This window comes from Sphingobium sp. JAI105, assembly GCF_015752145.1.
Lineage (GTDB): Bacteria > Pseudomonadota > Alphaproteobacteria > Sphingomonadales > Sphingomonadaceae > Sphingobium > Sphingobium xenophagum.
In genome coordinates this window covers 618,530-634,395 of sequence record NZ_JADOUC010000001.1, presented here as the reverse complement: position 1 = coordinate 634,395, position 15,866 = coordinate 618,530, and the positions used below count along the sequence as shown (strand labels likewise).

Genomic DNA, 15,866 nt, shown 5'->3' with positions numbered 1-15,866 from the left:
CTACTTCGCCCCTTTATAATCTGATTGCCCATCATGCAGCGCCATCGACACAGGCGTGACTGAGTTTGCCTGTGGTGTGTTGCTAACCATGCGCTGTGCGACCAGAAGGAGCGCAGCCCGTCCGGCGTCGTCCATCTGGCGAAAGGCGTCGAGGAAAGCGGTCTCCTCTTGGCTAAGCGCATCGCCGATCCTTCTGCCAGTGACAATCCAGTACCAGTCGGCGCCAGCTTCACCGACTCGGAGCAGATATTCCACTGGTGGGAACGTCCCAGCTTCGTAACGATGTTGGGTGTTTAACGTGACACCACCCAACCCAGCAAAATCTCGCTGCGACAAGCCCATTGCATTCCGGGCAGCACGAAGACGCCCGGCGATATTATCTGAATCGATAATTTCAGCTTGACTGTTTATCACAACTAGTAAATCACTGTGCTCGGTTACAACAATTTGGCACATTGCACATGTTTGGGGTCGGAGTCACATCTGCTGAGGGGCTGAAAGCGCGTGCGCTCGCGGTTCGTGAGCAATTTGCCGCTTCCGGCACCAATATCAGCGAGTGGGCGCGTGAGCGCTCCTTCTCCGTGAGCCTGGTGCAATCGGTTCTGACCGGTCGGCGCGCCTGTCGTCATGGCGAATCGCACCGCATCGCCGTGGCTTTGGGCATCAAGGAAGACGCTCCAGCGCCAGGCACGCCACCCAAGCATGGCGACGACCGGCTTGAAGGTTTGCGGCCATGAACCTCGGTGAGCCTCAATCACGGCATCTGGACCCCCGCACCGCGCAAGATCGCCTGACATACTGGCGCGGCCTGGCCGAAGCGCAGGCGGCACGCGAAGTCTTCGCGATCGTCGACGGCGATATCAACGAGGTGCACTGGGGTGTCAGCGCTGCCTTGTCCGCCCTGATCAAGGCACAGGTTGATTTCGCGGCAGCGCAAATCAAGGTGCTTCATCGGGGGCCTCCTCGTCCGGGAAATACCCCTCGGGATGGAAGCCGTGCCACTTCGGCATCTTCTGCTGAACCTGCGTCTTCCAATATGTCGCCCGCGCCTGCTCCAGATCGCGCCGGGGATGCGGTTCGTCATCCCGGATCGCCAGCAACAGACCAGCCAGCATCTCTGCCAGTTCATCGCGATGACCAAAGCCGGCCAACCGAAGGAGCATTGGAATGACAACATGCTCTTCCAGCGATTTGCTCGCGTTGACGGCCACATCGATGCGATCGAACGTATCGCGCAGATATGCGACATCGCTCTTCTGCTTGTCTTCCAGCGCAACGATGCGCGCCTGGAGCGCGGCGATCGCGTCTACTTCTCCCATGTTTTCCGTCCTTCGTGTGGTTGTGGTGACTCACACGATAGCCGGACGGGGTCGGGCGTCCAGCCCGGCCCCCAAAGGCGCATCAAATCCATGTCATCATGCATATTCTTGCCGAAATATGCATGACGCCAAGCCGCGTCTCTCCCAATCGCCGCGCACTTTTGGTGCGCTTGGCTCTAGGTTCTCCAGCCCCGTGGCCCCCGGCTCCCATAGTCGACCCTTTGCCGGGGCCATGCCTGCCGCCGCCGACATTATGTTTGACCGCTTGGAGTCGGCGGCGGCCTTTTACAGTCATGGGCGTTCCGGCCGCCCTGGACGTGCCGCCGCGCATCTGGCCGATCGCGCGCCGTCCCTCCCTCAATGCCTTCGGGTCGCACCTGGCGAGGGAGCCGGAGATATTTCTGGCGCTGCCGCATGACCAAGCTGCGCCCCCCCATCTCGATCGACACCGCCCTCGCCCGCATCGCCGGGCAGGTCGACGGTGGATGGGATGCGATGGCCGTTCATGTCGGCTACCAAGCGCGTACCGTCCGCGCATGGGGCGATGTCGATCGCGCCGAACAGATCAGCCTGCCCATCGCGATCGCGCTCGATATCCTTTTTCAAAGCCATGGCGGCGTCGGTGCGCCCTTGTTCGAAGCGCATGGCGACATGGTCCGGATCGCCGCCGGCGATGCGTTCGGGGACAAGCAGGAACTGCGCCGCGAGACGATCGACTTCATGCGCGAGACAAACGAAGCCAATCTCGCGCTGTTGGAAGCCGCTGAGCCGGACGCAGGCGACGCGGAACAGGTGATCGCCACTAAACAGGTTCTCGATGTCCGCCAATGGGCGGACAGGATTCTTACCCGTCTCGGCCGCAAGCCGCCTTGATGAACACAGCGGGGACGCCTGCTCACCAGAGTTGAAGCGCTGAGCGGCTAATCTCCCCCCTCAAGACCCAATCAGGAAACCGGCCAACCCGGCGCGATCTTCGCGCTTTCGGGAAGGCCATTCTGCTGCCTCAATCCGCAAGGCCACCGCCATGCTATCACCCGGCACCTATCTCAAGCTTCGCCGCCAGGCCGCAGGCCTGTCGATCGAGGATGTCGCTGCGATGGTCCACACCGCGCCGCGGCTGGGAGAGATTGATCGCTGCGGCTGGATCACCCGGATCGAAAATGATGTCGCCGCGCTCAGCCCTGACGTCATTGAAACTTTGGCGGACGCCTTCCGCTTCTCACGCCGGATCCTGCAGCAGCTGATCGACGCGCGCAGCTATGGCGACACTTCCGCCGTCACCCGCATCTGCCTGATTTGCGGCTGCTCCGATCAAGACCCCTGTGTCGATCCGAACAGCCTTGATTGCTGCGGCTGGTCCACCGCCGACAGCTGCACCGCCTGCGTCCCGACCGCCTGCCCACAGCAACCAGCCATCAAGGAGGCCTGACCCATGCCCCGCACACCCGAAATCCGGCCCTTCCGTCCGCGCACCTATACCGATCGCCCGATCGATCTCACTCTGGCGAAAAGCGTTCGCGATCGCCTGCACTTCGATGAACCCCGGCACCCCATCACCTTCATCGACGAAACCCAGGCACAGATCGACGCCGATCTGGAGGGACTAAGCGGTGCGATTTTGCTGGGCGTAATCGCCGGTCTCTTCGCCGCCGCCCTCATCTGGTGGATGCAGTCATGAGTGGAGACAACAACGTCGCCGCCGATCAGCTGCGCCTGCTGATCGAACGTATCGAGCGGCTGGAAGAGGAAAAGAAGGGCATCGGTGACGACATCAAGGATGTCTATCTCGAGGGCAAGGCGACCGGCTACGACCCCAAGATCATGCGCCAGATCGTCCGCCTGCGGAAGATGCACCCGCATGACCGGCGTGAAATGGAGGCGATCCTTCAGACCTATCTCGCCGCGCTGGGGATGGAATGATGGGCGCGGTCCATATTCTCCCCTCGCCCGGCGGCGATCGGCAGGATCCGTTCCCGCCGATGCGCGCGCCGCTCATCGTCACCGAACGGGGCGAAGCATGGGTGCCGCACCCATTCTATCCCGGGATGACGACAAACGTCCCGCTGTGCGAAGGCCTCGCCGTCGCCTGGGCACCCTGCACGCCGCTGCGCCAGGTCATACTGTCGATCTGGGGCGGCAACACTGAAATTCCCAGCGACGAATCCGTCACCACCACCCTCTCCCGCCCCGGCCTCAAGCGCCTGATCGCTGATCTCCAGTCGATCGCCGATCAGTTGGATGGGCTGTCCTGATGCGCCCGCCCCGCACCACGCCGCTCAGCCCGGCCGAACTCCGCACGATGTTTGCCGATGGCGACAGCGTCACGCAGATCTACAACCGCACCTATCGCCTCGACCGTTCGGTCACGAAGGACAAGATCCGCGCCATCCTCTTCGAAAGGACGGCGGCATGACGGACCTGGTCACCGCAGCGCTCCGCTACGTACGGTCGCCCGACTATTGTGAACTGAGCCTGCGCCAGCTGGCCCTGCTTGGCATCGTCGCCGACAGCGACGGCCCGCACCATGTCCGCGATCTCGCCAACGAAATGGGCGTCGCCAAACCAGTCGTCACGCGCGCTGTCCAGAAGCTGAAGACGCTCGGCCTTCTCACCCACGCCCGCTCCGGTCCCGATCGCCGCGACTGCCTCGTCTCGGCCACCGACCCCGGCCGCGCCCTACGCGCCGCCTTTGCGCAGGAGAATGCCTGATGTGCGTCGGCCTCCACGATCGTCTCGCCCAGAGCCATCATCGGCTCCGGCGCGGCATGATCTGGTGCCGCACCTGTGGCCGCTCGACCCGCGTCGATCCCCCGGGCGCGCTGCGCCACGGCTGGCCTCGCTGCTGCGACGCCACGATGACAATCGACGCACCGGAAGAGCGGCTGTCATGACCTGCGATGTCGTCACCCTCCCCGGCGGCGGTCGCGCCATTGTCTGCTCTGGCCGTGGCCGAACGCGCGCACGATGCGCCTGCGGTCGTCCTGCTCCTTTGCTCTGCGACTGGAAGATACCGGAAACAGGCGGCACCTGCGACGCGCCGGTCTGCAACCGCTGCACCACGTCACCGGCTCCGGACAAGGATCTGTGCGCCACCCACGCTAAAGCCTTTGAGGCATGGCAGGCGCGCCAGTCATCGGGTGCGTCATGAGCGGCTGTGGAAACTGCACCTTGTGTTGCACCGTCATGAAAGTGACGCCACCGCTTCCCGCGCCGCCCAAACCCGCGCACACCCCGTGCCAGCACTGCACCGGGACTGGCTGTTCCATCTATGCCGATCGTCCGGAGCCCTGCCAGATCTTCATGTGCTGGTGGCTAGGCAGTCAGTCGGTCAAAGAGCTTCGTTTGCCTCATGCGCTCCGACCAGATCGCACCGGTGTGGTGCTCGATCTTAATTCGGCGGGCTATGTCATCGCGCATTGCCACCGGCCCGACGCGTGGAAGCGGGAGCCAATGCGTCGCTGGCTTCTCATTATGGCGCGCCGGACGCGCGTTTTGATCGAGGCTGAGGGTAGTACCCACTTGCTCGATCCGTCCGGCGCGACTGTAGAATTGACGCGCATTGGTGTCGATCCGGTGACGAACGAGACTCTCTATGTCCGGAGCGTCGCGGCATGAAGCCCGCCCTCGCCCTTTGCTCCTGCGCGACGTGCGAAGCGCTCGACGCGCAATTTCCGATGGAAGGGCGTCAACTCGCCCTCATCACGCCAGCTCTGCATTCGGACGCCCCGTTCGCATGCCTCCCCAAACGCCCGCCTGCCAGTTCTCTCACCCCCGCTGGCCAGGCGAAGCGGGTCCGGACCGGGGCCATGCCCTGCGCCGGTCCGGACCAATCCACCCCCGCCAACCTCCCCACCAAGGAGCATCTGACCAGGAGAAGACCCATGTCCGTTACCACGATGACGATCGACGCGCTATGCGTGTCGCCTTTCAACGCCCGCACCAACCAGGTCGACGCCAATGCCGTCAATGGCATGGCGGAATCGCTACTGCGTCGCGGCCAGATCCAGCCCCTCACCGTACATCCCATCAAGGGCAGTCGCGGTCGCAAGCGCGTCTATGGCGCGATCGCTGGCGGCCGTCGCTATCGCGCCTTCCGCACGCTCATCGATGCAGGCCGGCTGCCCGCCGACCATCCGATCGACGTCATCCTGCTCGAAATCGAGGATGAAGGGGAACTGCGCGAATTCAGCCTCGCGGAGAACCTCGTCCGTGTCGACCTTCGCCCCTATGAAATCTATGCGGCCGTCGCCCGCGCCCATGCCGAAGGGCGGTCGTTTAGTGAAATTGCTGACACCAATGGTCAGACGATCGAGACAATCCGCCGCTGGGCGCGGCTCGGCAATCTTCACCCCACCATCTTCGCCGCGCTCGAACTGGGCGAGATCAGCCAGGACCAGGCCAAGGCGCTGGGCGCGACCGAGGACGTTACCCTGCAGCTGCATATCTTTGAGAAGATCGCTGCCTATGCGCCGGGCGACTGGCGCCGCTCCGCCGCCGAGATCCGCAAGCTGCTGCGCATCGGCGATCGCGATCTCGAAAAGATGCTCCGCTTTGTCGGCGACGCTGCATATGCCGACGCCGGCGGGCGCTATGAGCTGGACATGTTCGCCGACGATGCCGAACAGCGCGGCCGCGTCGCCGATGAAGGTCTGCTCATGCAGCTGGCCGACGCGCGCCTCGATGCCATCCGCACCCGCGTCCGCAAACAATGCGGACGGGCGCTGGTGTTCCAGCCCGCTCCGCCGCAACTGATGATCGGCAGCTACGACCAGGGCGTTGATACATCGCTGGAGATCTTCGCCGAACCACAACCGGCCGACGCTGAAGACGCGCAGCGCCTCGCCTGGCTCGGCTTCTGGATGGCCCGTCTGGAAGAACAGGCATTGGCGGTGCTCGACGACGAAGACGTGTCCAAAGACATCATCGCCCACTGCATCGCCGCAATCGACGAACATATCGAGCCGATGGAGGTGGAGCTTGCAGCCCTTCAGGATCGCCTCGTCCTCGCGATTCCGGCCCAGGCCTTCGCCACCCTCATCGTCCAGGAGGATGGTGAAACCGATCTCCGCTTTTGGTGGACCGATCGCAAGGCGAAGGAGAAGGCCGAGGCAGCGGCGCGCAAACTGCCGGACGCGCCACCACCTCGCGCCGTGTCGGTCGGCCCGATAGCGCGCGCCGCAATGCCCGGTCCCGACGCCCGCCGATCGCTCGAACGATCGGCCGAAGCGATCGATGGCGGCAGCGGCTATGGCGAACGGGCGAAGGCCGATGCGCTGATCCGCGACGAGCATGGCCTGACTGCCGACGGCGTGCAGATCATGCGCTCCCTGCGCCGGGAAATGCTCCGCGCCGCGCTGCTCAATGAAGCATTCGCTGTTGGCCTGCGCAATAGCAGCGTCGCGCTGGACTATCTGCTCTGGTCGCTTATGCGCGACCGGATAACAGACGGCGGCATGATCACGTCACGCGCCCACCAGCGTGGACTCGCTGGACTTGCCGCGCGGCAGGAATTGCAGCCGGTAGAAGCGGCGTCTCATCTTGAACGCACAAAGGCGCATCGCACCTGGAAAGCGGCGGTTGATCGCCTGAAGCAGCACCCCGCGGTGACCGACAAGGATCTGGTCACCGCCTTCGACGCCTTTCGGGTCGAAGACTGGCATTGGAAGCAGGAAGTCGCCGCGATCGTCACTGGCTGCGCGCTCGAGCGATCGGCCAGCGCCGGCGGATATGAGGTAGAGCTACACGATCATGTCGCGCTGCTGGCGGGCTATCATGAGCCGGAACGCCAGCGGACGCTGATCGAACCGACCGAGGAAATGATCGCCCTCCTCCCCCGCGCCGGCCAGCTGGCCCTGATCCACCCACACGTCACCAACGGCGAATATCTGGCGCTCGAAAAGCTCAAGGCCTCAGACCTGTCAGCGCCGGTAGCCCGCACGCTCAAGAAGGTCGCGGACTGGGTCCACCCCATGCTCCGCTTCCGACCGCGCATGTTCGCCGTCATTGCCCGCGAACAGGAACTGGAGACAGCGGCATGAAGCTCGACGCCAATGTCTCGCTCGGCGCGGTTGTCCGCGCCATGGGCGTCAGCCAGCTGAAGGGCGCGATCGTCAAGGCTGTCAGGGTGACCGTCACCTATCGCGTCGAGGGACAGGACGGCATTGCCGCCTTCCAGCGCAACGGCGGCGATCGCCTGATGGTGCGCAATGCCGAAGTCGATCGCGACGAAGCGATCGACGTCCTGTCCGAAGATGGCTGGCATTTTGATGAGGATGTGGAGGGGCCGATCGATCCGCGCGACCTGCACGATTTCATCGCGGCCTGCTCGGCCGGCGATCGCTGCACCGCCCTCGCGCTCGTCCCTCGCCTCTTCACCGGCAGCAACGCCATGACGGCCGAGCAGCTGCTCACCACGCGGGCATCCCAACTCGAAAGGCGCATCGCATGACCGAGGAGAATTGGAAGGTCGGCGATCTCGCTGTCTGCATCAGCGACAATTGGGTCGGCGACGATCATGTGACCCCCTGTCCCTATGATCCGCCGCGCAAGGAACAGGTTCTCAGGGTCAGCATCGTCGTCGAATGCGACTGCGGCCTGATGCTCGGTTTTGAAGGCTTCCCGCCCAAGGCCATCTGGCACCATCGCGCCTTCCGCAAGATCCACCCGGACGTCAGCCCCGCCAATGACGACGCCTGGGTCGAGCAGCTCCGCCACCTGCGCAAGAAGCAAGCGGCATGAGTGCCGCCGCCCATCCCATCGCCCCGTGTACAAGCAAGGAGACTGATCATGACGTTCGACTTCTCACAGATTAACGAGGTCCGGCTGAGTTCCGGAACGCATAGTAACGCTGCCGAAGGCATGTGTTTTATGGAGATGACGGCCTGGTTCGCTGGTGAAGCCCACAGTGACCGACCGCTGTGCGCCTGCCCAGTACTTGGTCGCTATGGTATCACGCTCAACGATAACATGCCCGACGCCATGCGGGACCGCCTGCTCAAGCCGATGGTACCGCTCATTGCCGGGACGCGCGGAACGATCGACGATGAGCACGCTCGCGCGAAGTTTTTGGCGATGTGGGGCATCAACAAAATCGCGCCCATTTGGCTGCGCGCCTATCAGATCCCTCAATTCGACGCTTTAGCGTCGCGATGCGAGGTGGCGCGCAGCGACGCCGAGTTCCGGGATATCGCCGCTCGGGCCGCTCTGGCCGCTCTGGCCGCTCGGGCCGCTCTGGCCGATCTGGCCGCTCGGGCCGCTCTGGCCGCTCGGGCCGATCTGGCCGCTCGGGCCGATCTGGCCGATCTGGCCGCTCGGGCCGCTCTGGCCGATCTGGCCGCTCGGGCCGCTCGGGCCGCTCTGGCCGCTCGGGCCGATCTGGCCGCTCGGGCCGATCTGGCCGATCTGGCCGCTCGGGCCGCTCGGGCCGCTCTGGCCGCTCGGGCCGATCTGGCCGATCTGGCCGCTCTGGCCGCTCTGGCCGCTCGGGCCGATCTGGCCGCTCTGGCCGATCTGGCCGCTCGGGCCGATCTGGCCGATCTGGCCGCTCGGGCCAGAACACAATGCCTCGAACTGATGGTTGAGGGATTACGTCAGGCGATCGATCTCGGACCCCATGCTGGCTTCAATCCAGCCATCGATCTCGAACAGCGCCACAATGCGCTAAAGGAGCTTGTCACGGCATGACGACCCTCGCGGATCGGCGGGGCTTCGCCCCGCCGATCAACGGCGGCTGCGCCGCCCACTCTAATTCAGGTTCGCCGCGCCGCTTGCATCGCACGCGTCGGAAGAATGTCCGAACCCCGCCAGGCGCGGTGTATGTGGGTCGACCGACGGATTGGGGTAACCCGTTCGCCGGGCGGCCGAAGATCGGTCATGCGCGGAGTGTCATCCTCTACGCAGCCTGGATAAAGGGCGACCTCAACCCGCATATTCTCACCCGCGCTGGCTTTGGCGAAGATGAGATCGCCGGGCTGCGCCGATGGCGCGATCGGCTCATTGCGCGCCTTCCAGATCTGGAAGGCAAGGATTTGCAATGCTGGTGCCCGACAACCTCTCCGTGGTGCCACGCCGACGTCCTTCTCGATGTCGCCAATAGGAGCGAAGGTCGATGAGCGACCTTACCCGCATTTCTCCAGACGACCGTTTCCTGACCATGCGCCAGGTCAGGGAGATCGTGCCGAAGGACAAGGCGACGATCTACCGCTGGATCAAGCAGAAGCGCTTTCCCAAAGGCCACCGAATCGGTCCGGCCAGCGTAGCCTGGCTGCGCTCCGAAATTCTCGAATGGGCAACCCAAAACATCCGCAATCCACCTTCCTGACGGGGTCATCCTCGGGGGCATCAGAAATTCGAAGGCAGGAAAATACCATGTTTATCGCGCAAAAATCAGACCAATCCGAATCCCACCCCTTCCGCCAATATCGCATCTCGCTACATGTTTTTGAAACGCGGCCTATCCGGCCTCGCGGTGCTCAGGCGTAGGTTCCGGGCGCAATCCGTTTCAGGCTGATTTCGCGTTGCGGGGTTGGGTCCACCGTGCTGACCGATGGTTCGGCGATCACCGCCAATGGGTCTATCTCTCGGCTCAGCAACAGGCCGCAACGCTCCACGCCGCACCAGATCACCGTACCGCATACTTCCAGATAGTCGGCAATCACCGTAACGCGCGCGCCGATCGGCGGTAGATACAGGCCAGTGACGAGCGCGCCGTAGGAAGAGATATTCAGGATGGTGACAGGTTCGGTGACGCCGTCCCATAAAAGCGTCGCGCGGGCATTGGCTATGAAGCGGCTTTCGCGGCGACGTTGGACCTGCGGCCTGTAATGGATGCTGTTCATCGCTGTCTCCCGGTTTCCCCCCAGGATCAGATGTGAATCTGTCGCAGCAATCTTGCAGAAGCGATAAGCGGGCTGGTTAACCGGGGGGGGCAGGTATGAACGGGTCTCTGCCCCCCCCCGATTGGAAATCAGGCCAGCGCGCCGTGGCAATGCTTGTATTTCTGGCCCGAACCACAGGGGCACGGCGCATTGCGGCTGATGTCCAGATTGGCAAATTCACCGGCCGGGACCGCAGGCGCGCGCGGGATCGTCGTCGTGATCCCGCCAAATGTCCCCGCATCGAAATCAGCGCTGTTATCTTCGCCGGAGAAAGGATCGATATGGGTCGTGATGAAATCGGGTAGCACGGGCAGGTCGAATTCGGGCAGCGGCGCGTCCATGCGGAACTGCACCCGCGCGATCGATCCGGTCACATCCTCCCGGATATTTTCCAGCATCCGCTCGAACAGGGCAAAGGCTTCCTGCTTATATTCGTTGATCGGCGTCTTTTGCGCATAGGCGCGCAGATGCACGACCTGCCGCAGCGCATCGAGCGTCGAGAGATGCTCTTTCCAGTGATGATCCAGGCTCTGGAGCAGAATCGACTTTTCGATCATGTGCCAGTCCGCCGGATCGACCTCCCGCACCTTGTCCGCGACGGTTTCGTCGGCAAGGGCGGAGAGCCGCTCCTCGATCATTTCAGGGTCGACCGCATCTTCGGCCAGCCAGGCATCGAAATCCGGCTCAAGACCCAGAATTTCCAGCGTGCGCGCCTTCAGCTTGGCGATGTCCCATTGTTCGGGATAGGTGCCGGGCGGGCAGCTGCTGCCGACAATGTCGTTGACGGTTTCATGGCGCATGTCGGTGACGACATCGTCGACCGTCTCTGCATCCATGATGTCGGACCGCTGCTCGTAAATCACCTTGCGCTGGTCGTTCATGACGTCGTCATATTCGACGACCTGCTTGCGAATATCGTAGTTGCGCGCCTCGACCTTCTTCTGCGCGGTCTCGATCGCCTTGCTCAGCCATTTGGACGGGGGAAGCGCTTCGCCATCTTCCAGGTTGGACCGGATCATCTTGGCGAACATCGTGTCCGGGCCAAAGATGCGCATCAGGTCGTCGTCCAGGCTGAGGTAGAAGCGCGACAGGCCCGGATCGCCCTGACGGCCCGAACGGCCGCGCAGCTGATTGTCGATACGGCGGCTTTCGTGCCGCTCGGTCGCCAGCACGAACAGACCGCCGGCCGCCAGCACTTCGGCTTTCTCCGCCGCAATTTCCGCCCTGATCGCTTCGATCGCGGCGTCGCGCTCCGGCCCTTCGGGCATGTCGCGCAATTCATCCTCGACCCGTAGTTCCAGATTGCCGCCCAGCTGGATGTCGGTCCCGCGCCCGGCCATGTTGGTGGCGATCGTCACCACGCCCTTGCGCCCGGCCTGCGCCACGATGTGCGCCTCGCTCTCATGGAAGCGCGCGTTCAGCACCGCGTGCGGCACGCCTTCCTGGTTGAGGAATTCGGACAGCATTTCGGACTTTTCGATCGACACGGTGCCGACCAGCACTGGCTGGCCCTTTTCCGAATGTTCCTTGATCGTGCGGGCAATGCCGCGGAACTTGTCCTCGATATTCTTGTAGAAACTGTCCTGCTCGTCGATCCGCTGCACCGGCTTGTTGGTGGGGATGGTGACGACGTTCATCTTGTAGATTTCGTAGAATTCGGTCGCTTCGGTGGAAGCGGTGCCGGTCATGCCCGAAATCTTGGGATACATGCGGAAATAATTCTGGAAGGTGACCGACGCCAGCGTCTGGTTCTCCGGCTCGATCTGGACGCCTTCCTTGGCTTCCACAGCCTGATGCAGCCCGTCGGACCAGCGGCGCCCGTCCATCATGCGGCCGGTAAATTCGTCGATGATGACGACCTTGCCGTCCTTGACGATATAATCGATGTCGCGGCGGAACATCACGACCGCGCGCAGCGCCTGGTTCACGTGATGGACGACCTGCGTATTTTCAAAATCATAGAGGTTGCTGCCCTGTAGCAGCCCCGCCGCCTCCAGCAGCCGCTCGATCTTTTCCGTCCCCTCTTCGGTCAGGGTGACGGAACGCTGCTTCTCGTCCTTTTCATAATCGGATTCGTCGATCTGCTTCACGATCGCATCGACCGCGACATAGAGTTCCGACTTGTCGTCGGTCGGCCCGGAAATGATCAGCGGCGTGCGCGCCTCATCGATCAGGATCGAGTCCACTTCGTCGACGATGGCGAAATTGAAGGGGCGCTGGACCATCGACGCGCGGTCATATTTCATATTGTCGCGCAGATAGTCGAAGCCCAGCTCGTTATTCGTCGCATAGGTGATGTCGGCGGCATAGGCGGCGCGGCGCTGATCCTCGCTGATATTCGGCACGATCACGCCGGTCGTCAGCCCCAGGAAGCGATAGACCTGCCCCATCCATTCGCAGTCGCGGCTGGCCAGATAGTCGTTGACGGTAACGACATGGACGCCCTTGCCCTCCAGCGCGTTGAGATAGGTGGCCAGCGTCGCCACCAGCGTCTTGCCTTCACCCGTCCGCATTTCGGCGATTTCGCCGCGATGCAGGACGATGCCGCCCACCATCTGCACATCGAAATGCCGCATGCCCAGCACCCGGACGGCGGCTTCGCGTACAGTGGCGAAGGCTTCGGGCAGCAGGTCGTCCAGCGTCTCGCCAGCAGCCAGCCGTTCACGAAAACGCACCGTCTGCGCTGCCAGATCCGCGTCGTTCAGCGCCTGAACCGATGGCTCGAACGAGGCGATCTTGTCGACGATCTTGCCCAGCGACTTCACATAACGTTCGTTGGACGATCCGAAGATGGACTTGGCGAGGGCGCCGAACATGCAAATTCCTGACACAATAGGGAAGCGTGCCCCGAACAGAGACCACGCGCAGACATGCGCGGCGATTTAGGGAGCGCTCAACCGATAGTCAATCAAGGCGGATACGATCAGCAGCTGTTATCGCGGCGTGATTTTCGTCTCGGTAGTCGTTTCGACATGAACCTTGATCGCGTTGCCCTCGGCATCCAGCACCGGGGTGGGACGATTCCGCGTTGTCATGACTTCGCACGGGTCAACCACACGGGATAATGATGCTACATAGGTCGCATTCCCGAGATTTTCCACGATTTTGCAGTTTTCAACGACGCCTTCCTCGTCCACGTCAAATGCCAAGCTCAGGCGCTTGTGTTGATCAGTCAGTCGCACCGCGTGGTTTTGCGGGATGCGCCAAGTGATCATGCCAGAGTAAACGCCAGGAACAATTACGCCTTTTGCATTTGTTGCAGGCTTGAATCGTGCTCGCTGCTTGAGGATCGTGCATGTCGTTTCGTCAAGAACTTCCGATCCGCTTCCAACTGTGATGGCGCAATCGACAACCCGTCCGTCCAGTCCGATACCCAGTTTAAAGCCTGCCTTGCCTTCTGTGCCGTCCAGATTAGCGGCGACTGGATAATCTTCGTCGCTGAACCAACTGCCGGGATTGGCCAATGGTTCTGCTTTTGCGACCTTTTCTTTGCTGTCTTTGGCTGACACGGCCAATGGCAGGGCAACGGCGATTAATCCGGCGCTCAGCGCGCACGAAAGCGTCCTCATCAAGATACTCCAAAACATGCTTGTCCAATCGCGCAGTCCGCTTAAAGACATGCCGACTTTCTACAAAGTGAGACAGAATGCAACGCTCCCCCCTCGCCCCCGCCGCCTTTCCGGCCCTGCCTCCGATCGCAGGCGTGACGCTGCGTCGCGCCCGTGCCGGATACAAGGCGTGGGAGCGGTGCGACCTCACCTATGTCGAACTCGACGCAGGCACGGCGGTCGCTGGCGTGACGACGCAGAGCAAATGCCCCTCCCCTGAAGTCGAATGGTGCCGGGATGCCATTCCGCTGGGGTCGGCGCGCGCACTCGTCGTCAATGCGGGCAATGCCAATGCTTTCACTGGCCATCGCGGTCGCGCGGCGGTGGAGGCGATCGCGGCCAAGGTCGCCAATCACCTTTCCTGCCAGCCCTCGGACATATTCGTCTCCTCGACCGGGGTGATCGGCGTGCCCTTGCCCATCGACAAGGCAGAGGCTGGTCTTGAAGCGGCCTTTGCCGCCGCCCCCTGCGGCTGGGAAGATGCCGCCAACAGCATCGGCACGACCGACACCTTCGCCAAGGGCGCCCATGTCTCCGCCATGATCGGGGGAACGCGGGTCGATCTGGTCGGCATCATCAAGGGGTCGGGCATGATCGCGCCGGATATGGCGACGATGCTCGGCTATATCTTCACCAATGCCGCGATCGACCCGGCGCTGCTGCAATCCATGCTCTCGGCCGCCAACACCCGCAGCTTTTCCTGCATCACGGTCGATAGCGATACGTCGACCAGCGATACCGTGCTGGCCTTCGCCACTGGCAAGGCAGGCAACGCGCCGCTCACCAGCATGGACGATACAGGCGCCGACGCCTTTGCCGCCGCGCTGGCCGATCTGTGCCGCCAACTCGCCCATCTCGTCGTGCGCGATGGCGAAGGCGCGACCAAATTTGTCGAGATCAGTGTCGAGGGCGCAACCAGCGACGACAGCGCGCACAGGATCGCCCTGTCGATCGCCAACTCGCCGTTGGTTAAGACGGCGATCGCGGGTGAGGACGCCAATTGGGGCCGTGTCGTCATGGCGATCGGCAAGGCTGGCGAACCGGCTGATCGCGACCTGCTCTCCATCCGTTTCGGCGCGACTCAGGTGGCGACCGGGGGCCTGGCGGTGGAGGGCTATGACGAAGCGCCGGTTGCCGCGCATCTGAAGGGGCAGGACATCGTCATCGGCGTCGACCTGGGGCTGGGCGAAGGCCGCGCAACGGTGTGGACCTGTGACCTCACCCATGGCTATATTTCGATCAACGCGGACTATCGCAGCTGATGCTGGAACTGCACGCCCCGGTCGTCGCGCTGATGCGCGATGTGGCCCGCAATGTCGTGATGCCCCGCTACCAGAATCTGGCGAGCAGCGAGATCAGTGAAAAGGCCGATGCCGACGATCTTGTCACCATCGCCGACAAGGAAAGTGAAATCCGGCTGGCCGAGGGGCTGGCCGCGATCCTGCCCGAAGCAGGCATTATCGGGGAGGAAGCCTGCGCCGCCGATCCTTCGATCCTCGACCGGGCGGGCGATGGTCTCAACTGGATCATCGACCCGATCGACGGCACCGGCAATTTCGCTGCCGGCAAGCCACCCTTCGGCATCATGATCGCGCTGGCGGATGCCGGGACGACGCTGGCCGGCTGGATTCTCGATCCGATCAGCGGACGGCTATGCCATGCGATGCTGGGCGGTGGCAGTCATATCGATGATGAACGGGTGCAGGCGCGCGAAAGTGGCGGTGCTCTGCCGATCGCGGCGCTGGCGGTCTATTTCATGACGCCGGACGAGCGCGCCGACATCGCGCTACGGTCGCAGGACAGATTCGCGCTGGTCGATATTCCCCGCTGCGCCGCCGAACAATATCCCCGGCTGGTGCTGGGACAGAATGATGTGTCGGTGTTCGCCCGCACCCTGCCATGGGACCATGCGGCGGGCACATTGTTTCTGAACGAAGCGGGCGGCTGCTGCCAGCGGCTCGATGGGACCGCCTATGTCGTGGGCGACATGCGCCGGGGTCTGCTCGGTGCATCCTCGCCAAGGCTGTGGGACATGGCGGCGGAACTGCTGTTTCGCTGATCGT

General features: G+C 63.0%; 24 protein-coding genes. 18 read left to right on the top strand and 6 right to left on the bottom strand.

All coding sequences use genetic code 11. The annotated features are described in order from the left end of the window. Entirely contained in the window at positions 1–456 is a 456-nt protein-coding gene (locus tag IWY39_RS02830; RefSeq protein WP_196871347.1) for a helix-turn-helix domain-containing protein, read from the bottom strand. A 5-nt stretch (positions 457–461) separates the two neighbouring features. Here IWY39_RS02830 and IWY39_RS02825 point away from each other — a divergent pair, with 5 nt between their 5' ends. Further along, positions 462–737, top strand: coding sequence for a DNA-binding protein (locus IWY39_RS02825; RefSeq protein ID WP_196871346.1), 276 nt, complete (start codon positions 462–464; stop codon positions 735–737). Between the two features lie 17 nt (positions 738–754). Here IWY39_RS02825 and IWY39_RS02820 read toward each other — a convergent pair whose 3' ends face one another. Both IWY39_RS02820 and IWY39_RS02815 read right to left on the bottom strand, forming a co-directional pair. Then, positions 755–952 carry a hypothetical protein gene (locus IWY39_RS02820; RefSeq protein ID WP_196871345.1) on the bottom strand — a complete coding sequence of 66 codons (198 nt, stop codon included), beginning with the start codon at positions 950–952 and terminating at the stop codon, positions 755–757. Beyond that, positions 939–1,319 carry a hypothetical protein gene (locus IWY39_RS02815; protein WP_196871344.1) on the bottom strand — a complete coding sequence of 127 codons (381 nt, stop codon included), beginning with the start codon at positions 1,317–1,319 and terminating at the stop codon, positions 939–941. Before IWY39_RS02815 ends, IWY39_RS02820 begins: the two co-directional genes overlap by 14 nt. Before the next feature lie 414 nt (positions 1,320–1,733). Here IWY39_RS02815 and IWY39_RS02810 point away from each other — a divergent pair, with 414 nt between their 5' ends. From IWY39_RS02810 to IWY39_RS02740, 15 genes are all read left to right on the top strand, one after another. Further along, positions 1,734–2,192 (top strand): hypothetical protein, encoded by a 459-nt coding sequence (locus tag IWY39_RS02810; protein WP_196871343.1) that lies wholly within the window; start codon positions 1,734–1,736, stop codon positions 2,190–2,192. 151 nt (positions 2,193–2,343) lie between these two features. Further along, on the top strand, positions 2,344–2,748 hold the full coding sequence (locus tag IWY39_RS02805) for a helix-turn-helix domain-containing protein (RefSeq protein ID WP_196871342.1): 405 nt from the start codon (positions 2,344–2,346) through the stop codon (positions 2,746–2,748). Between the two features lie 3 nt (positions 2,749–2,751). Then, the gene (locus IWY39_RS02800) at positions 2,752–2,997 is read left to right on the top strand and encodes a hypothetical protein (protein WP_196871341.1); all 246 of its coding nucleotides are present in this window, start codon (positions 2,752–2,754) and stop codon (positions 2,995–2,997) included. Further along, positions 2,994–3,239, top strand: a complete 246-nt coding sequence (locus IWY39_RS02795; protein ID WP_196871340.1) for a DUF2312 domain-containing protein — start codon at positions 2,994–2,996, stop codon at positions 3,237–3,239. Before IWY39_RS02800 ends, IWY39_RS02795 begins: the two co-directional genes overlap by 4 nt. Next, positions 3,236–3,571: a hypothetical protein gene (locus IWY39_RS02790; protein WP_196871339.1), complete on the top strand. Its 336-nt coding sequence runs from the start codon at positions 3,236–3,238 to the stop codon at positions 3,569–3,571. The genes IWY39_RS02795 and IWY39_RS02790 overlap by 4 nt, the downstream gene beginning before the upstream one ends. After that, positions 3,571–3,732, top strand: a complete 162-nt coding sequence (locus IWY39_RS02785; RefSeq protein ID WP_196871338.1) for a hypothetical protein — start codon at positions 3,571–3,573, stop codon at positions 3,730–3,732. Before IWY39_RS02790 ends, IWY39_RS02785 begins: the two co-directional genes overlap by 1 nt. Continuing rightward, the gene (locus IWY39_RS02780) at positions 3,729–4,028 is read left to right on the top strand and encodes a MarR family winged helix-turn-helix transcriptional regulator (RefSeq protein ID WP_196871337.1); all 300 of its coding nucleotides are present in this window, start codon (positions 3,729–3,731) and stop codon (positions 4,026–4,028) included. Before IWY39_RS02785 ends, IWY39_RS02780 begins: the two co-directional genes overlap by 4 nt. A gap of 178 nt (positions 4,029–4,206) precedes the next feature. Next, positions 4,207–4,467, top strand: coding sequence for a hypothetical protein (locus IWY39_RS02775; RefSeq protein ID WP_196871336.1), 261 nt, complete (start codon positions 4,207–4,209; stop codon positions 4,465–4,467). 35 nt (positions 4,468–4,502) lie between these two features. Next, positions 4,503–4,934 carry a hypothetical protein gene (locus IWY39_RS02770; protein WP_196871335.1) on the top strand — a complete coding sequence of 144 codons (432 nt, stop codon included), beginning with the start codon at positions 4,503–4,505 and terminating at the stop codon, positions 4,932–4,934. 266 nt (positions 4,935–5,200) lie between these two features. Further along, positions 5,201–7,357: a ParB/RepB/Spo0J family partition protein gene (locus IWY39_RS02765; RefSeq protein WP_196871334.1), complete on the top strand. Its 2,157-nt coding sequence runs from the start codon at positions 5,201–5,203 to the stop codon at positions 7,355–7,357. Further along, complete coding sequence (locus tag IWY39_RS02760; protein ID WP_196871333.1) at positions 7,354–7,767, top strand: hypothetical protein; 414 nt, start codon at positions 7,354–7,356, stop codon at positions 7,765–7,767. The genes IWY39_RS02765 and IWY39_RS02760 overlap by 4 nt, the downstream gene beginning before the upstream one ends. Beyond that, entirely contained in the window at positions 7,764–8,057 is a 294-nt protein-coding gene (locus IWY39_RS02755; protein ID WP_196871332.1) for a hypothetical protein, read from the top strand. The genes IWY39_RS02760 and IWY39_RS02755 overlap by 4 nt, the downstream gene beginning before the upstream one ends. 48 nt (positions 8,058–8,105) lie before the next feature. Further along, positions 8,106–9,002: a hypothetical protein gene (locus IWY39_RS02750; RefSeq protein WP_196871331.1), complete on the top strand. Its 897-nt coding sequence runs from the start codon at positions 8,106–8,108 to the stop codon at positions 9,000–9,002. Beyond that, complete coding sequence (locus IWY39_RS02745; RefSeq protein WP_196871330.1) at positions 8,999–9,430, top strand: DUF4326 domain-containing protein; 432 nt, start codon at positions 8,999–9,001, stop codon at positions 9,428–9,430. The genes IWY39_RS02750 and IWY39_RS02745 overlap by 4 nt, the downstream gene beginning before the upstream one ends. Continuing rightward, a complete protein-coding gene (locus IWY39_RS02740; RefSeq protein ID WP_196871329.1) occupies positions 9,427–9,639 on the top strand; it encodes a helix-turn-helix transcriptional regulator in 213 nt (70 codons plus the stop codon). The genes IWY39_RS02745 and IWY39_RS02740 overlap by 4 nt, the downstream gene beginning before the upstream one ends. A gap of 151 nt (positions 9,640–9,790) precedes the next feature. Here the strand turns inward: IWY39_RS02740 and IWY39_RS02735 are convergent, their stop codons facing one another. From IWY39_RS02735 to IWY39_RS02725, 3 genes are all read right to left on the bottom strand, one after another. After that, a complete protein-coding gene (locus tag IWY39_RS02735; protein ID WP_017184401.1) occupies positions 9,791–10,156 on the bottom strand; it encodes a PilZ domain-containing protein in 366 nt (121 codons plus the stop codon). 128 nt (positions 10,157–10,284) lie between these two features. Then, positions 10,285–13,011, bottom strand: coding sequence for a preprotein translocase subunit SecA (gene secA / locus IWY39_RS02730; RefSeq protein ID WP_017184402.1), 2,727 nt, complete (start codon positions 13,009–13,011; stop codon positions 10,285–10,287). Between the two features lie 117 nt (positions 13,012–13,128). Beyond that, complete coding sequence (locus IWY39_RS02725; RefSeq protein ID WP_181316634.1) at positions 13,129–13,764, bottom strand: energy transducer TonB; 636 nt, start codon at positions 13,762–13,764, stop codon at positions 13,129–13,131. Between the two features lie 77 nt (positions 13,765–13,841). On the opposite strand from IWY39_RS02725, the gene argJ reads away from it, so the two are divergent. Together argJ and IWY39_RS02715 are read left to right on the top strand one after the other, a co-directional pair. Continuing rightward, a complete protein-coding gene (argJ, locus tag IWY39_RS02720; protein WP_107123925.1) occupies positions 13,842–15,065 on the top strand; it encodes a bifunctional glutamate N-acetyltransferase/amino-acid acetyltransferase ArgJ in 1,224 nt (407 codons plus the stop codon). Further along, the gene (locus IWY39_RS02715) at positions 15,062–15,862 is read left to right on the top strand and encodes an inositol monophosphatase family protein (RefSeq protein WP_167383154.1); all 801 of its coding nucleotides are present in this window, start codon (positions 15,062–15,064) and stop codon (positions 15,860–15,862) included. Before argJ ends, IWY39_RS02715 begins: the two co-directional genes overlap by 4 nt. The last annotated feature ends 4 nt before the right edge of the window (positions 15,863–15,866 follow it).

Bases quoted from the DNA above. Each gene is read 5' to 3' on its own strand.
- IWY39_RS02830 (WP_196871347.1), bottom strand. From the start codon at position 456: ATGTGCCAAATTGTTGTAACCGAGCACAGTGATTTACTAGTTGTGATA.
- IWY39_RS02825 (WP_196871346.1), top strand. From the start codon at position 462: ATGTTTGGGGTCGGAGTCACATCTGCTGAGGGGCTGAAAGCGCGTGCG.
- IWY39_RS02820 (WP_196871345.1), bottom strand. From the start codon at position 952: ATGAAGCACCTTGATTTGCGCTGCCGCGAAATCAACCTGTGCCTTGAT.
- IWY39_RS02815 (WP_196871344.1), bottom strand. From the start codon at position 1,319: ATGGGAGAAGTAGACGCGATCGCCGCGCTCCAGGCGCGCATCGTTGCG.
- IWY39_RS02810 (WP_196871343.1), top strand. From the start codon at position 1,734: ATGACCAAGCTGCGCCCCCCCATCTCGATCGACACCGCCCTCGCCCGC.
- IWY39_RS02805 (WP_196871342.1), top strand. From the start codon at position 2,344: ATGCTATCACCCGGCACCTATCTCAAGCTTCGCCGCCAGGCCGCAGGC.
- IWY39_RS02800 (WP_196871341.1), top strand. From the start codon at position 2,752: ATGCCCCGCACACCCGAAATCCGGCCCTTCCGTCCGCGCACCTATACC.
- IWY39_RS02795 (WP_196871340.1), top strand. From the start codon at position 2,994: ATGAGTGGAGACAACAACGTCGCCGCCGATCAGCTGCGCCTGCTGATC.
- IWY39_RS02790 (WP_196871339.1), top strand. From the start codon at position 3,236: ATGATGGGCGCGGTCCATATTCTCCCCTCGCCCGGCGGCGATCGGCAG.
- IWY39_RS02785 (WP_196871338.1), top strand. From the start codon at position 3,571: ATGCGCCCGCCCCGCACCACGCCGCTCAGCCCGGCCGAACTCCGCACG.
- IWY39_RS02780 (WP_196871337.1), top strand. From the start codon at position 3,729: ATGACGGACCTGGTCACCGCAGCGCTCCGCTACGTACGGTCGCCCGAC.
- IWY39_RS02775 (WP_196871336.1), top strand. From the start codon at position 4,207: ATGACCTGCGATGTCGTCACCCTCCCCGGCGGCGGTCGCGCCATTGTC.
- IWY39_RS02770 (WP_196871335.1), top strand. From the start codon at position 4,503: ATGAAAGTGACGCCACCGCTTCCCGCGCCGCCCAAACCCGCGCACACC.
- IWY39_RS02765 (WP_196871334.1), top strand. From the start codon at position 5,201: ATGTCCGTTACCACGATGACGATCGACGCGCTATGCGTGTCGCCTTTC.
- IWY39_RS02760 (WP_196871333.1), top strand. From the start codon at position 7,354: ATGAAGCTCGACGCCAATGTCTCGCTCGGCGCGGTTGTCCGCGCCATG.
- IWY39_RS02755 (WP_196871332.1), top strand. From the start codon at position 7,764: ATGACCGAGGAGAATTGGAAGGTCGGCGATCTCGCTGTCTGCATCAGC.
- IWY39_RS02750 (WP_196871331.1), top strand. From the start codon at position 8,106: ATGACGTTCGACTTCTCACAGATTAACGAGGTCCGGCTGAGTTCCGGA.
- IWY39_RS02745 (WP_196871330.1), top strand. From the start codon at position 8,999: ATGACGACCCTCGCGGATCGGCGGGGCTTCGCCCCGCCGATCAACGGC.
- IWY39_RS02740 (WP_196871329.1), top strand. From the start codon at position 9,427: ATGAGCGACCTTACCCGCATTTCTCCAGACGACCGTTTCCTGACCATG.
- IWY39_RS02735 (WP_017184401.1), bottom strand. From the start codon at position 10,156: ATGAACAGCATCCATTACAGGCCGCAGGTCCAACGTCGCCGCGAAAGC.
- secA (WP_017184402.1), bottom strand. From the start codon at position 13,011: ATGTTCGGCGCCCTCGCCAAGTCCATCTTCGGATCGTCCAACGAACGT.
- IWY39_RS02725 (WP_181316634.1), bottom strand. From the start codon at position 13,764: ATGAGGACGCTTTCGTGCGCGCTGAGCGCCGGATTAATCGCCGTTGCC.
- argJ (WP_107123925.1), top strand. From the start codon at position 13,842: ATGCAACGCTCCCCCCTCGCCCCCGCCGCCTTTCCGGCCCTGCCTCCG.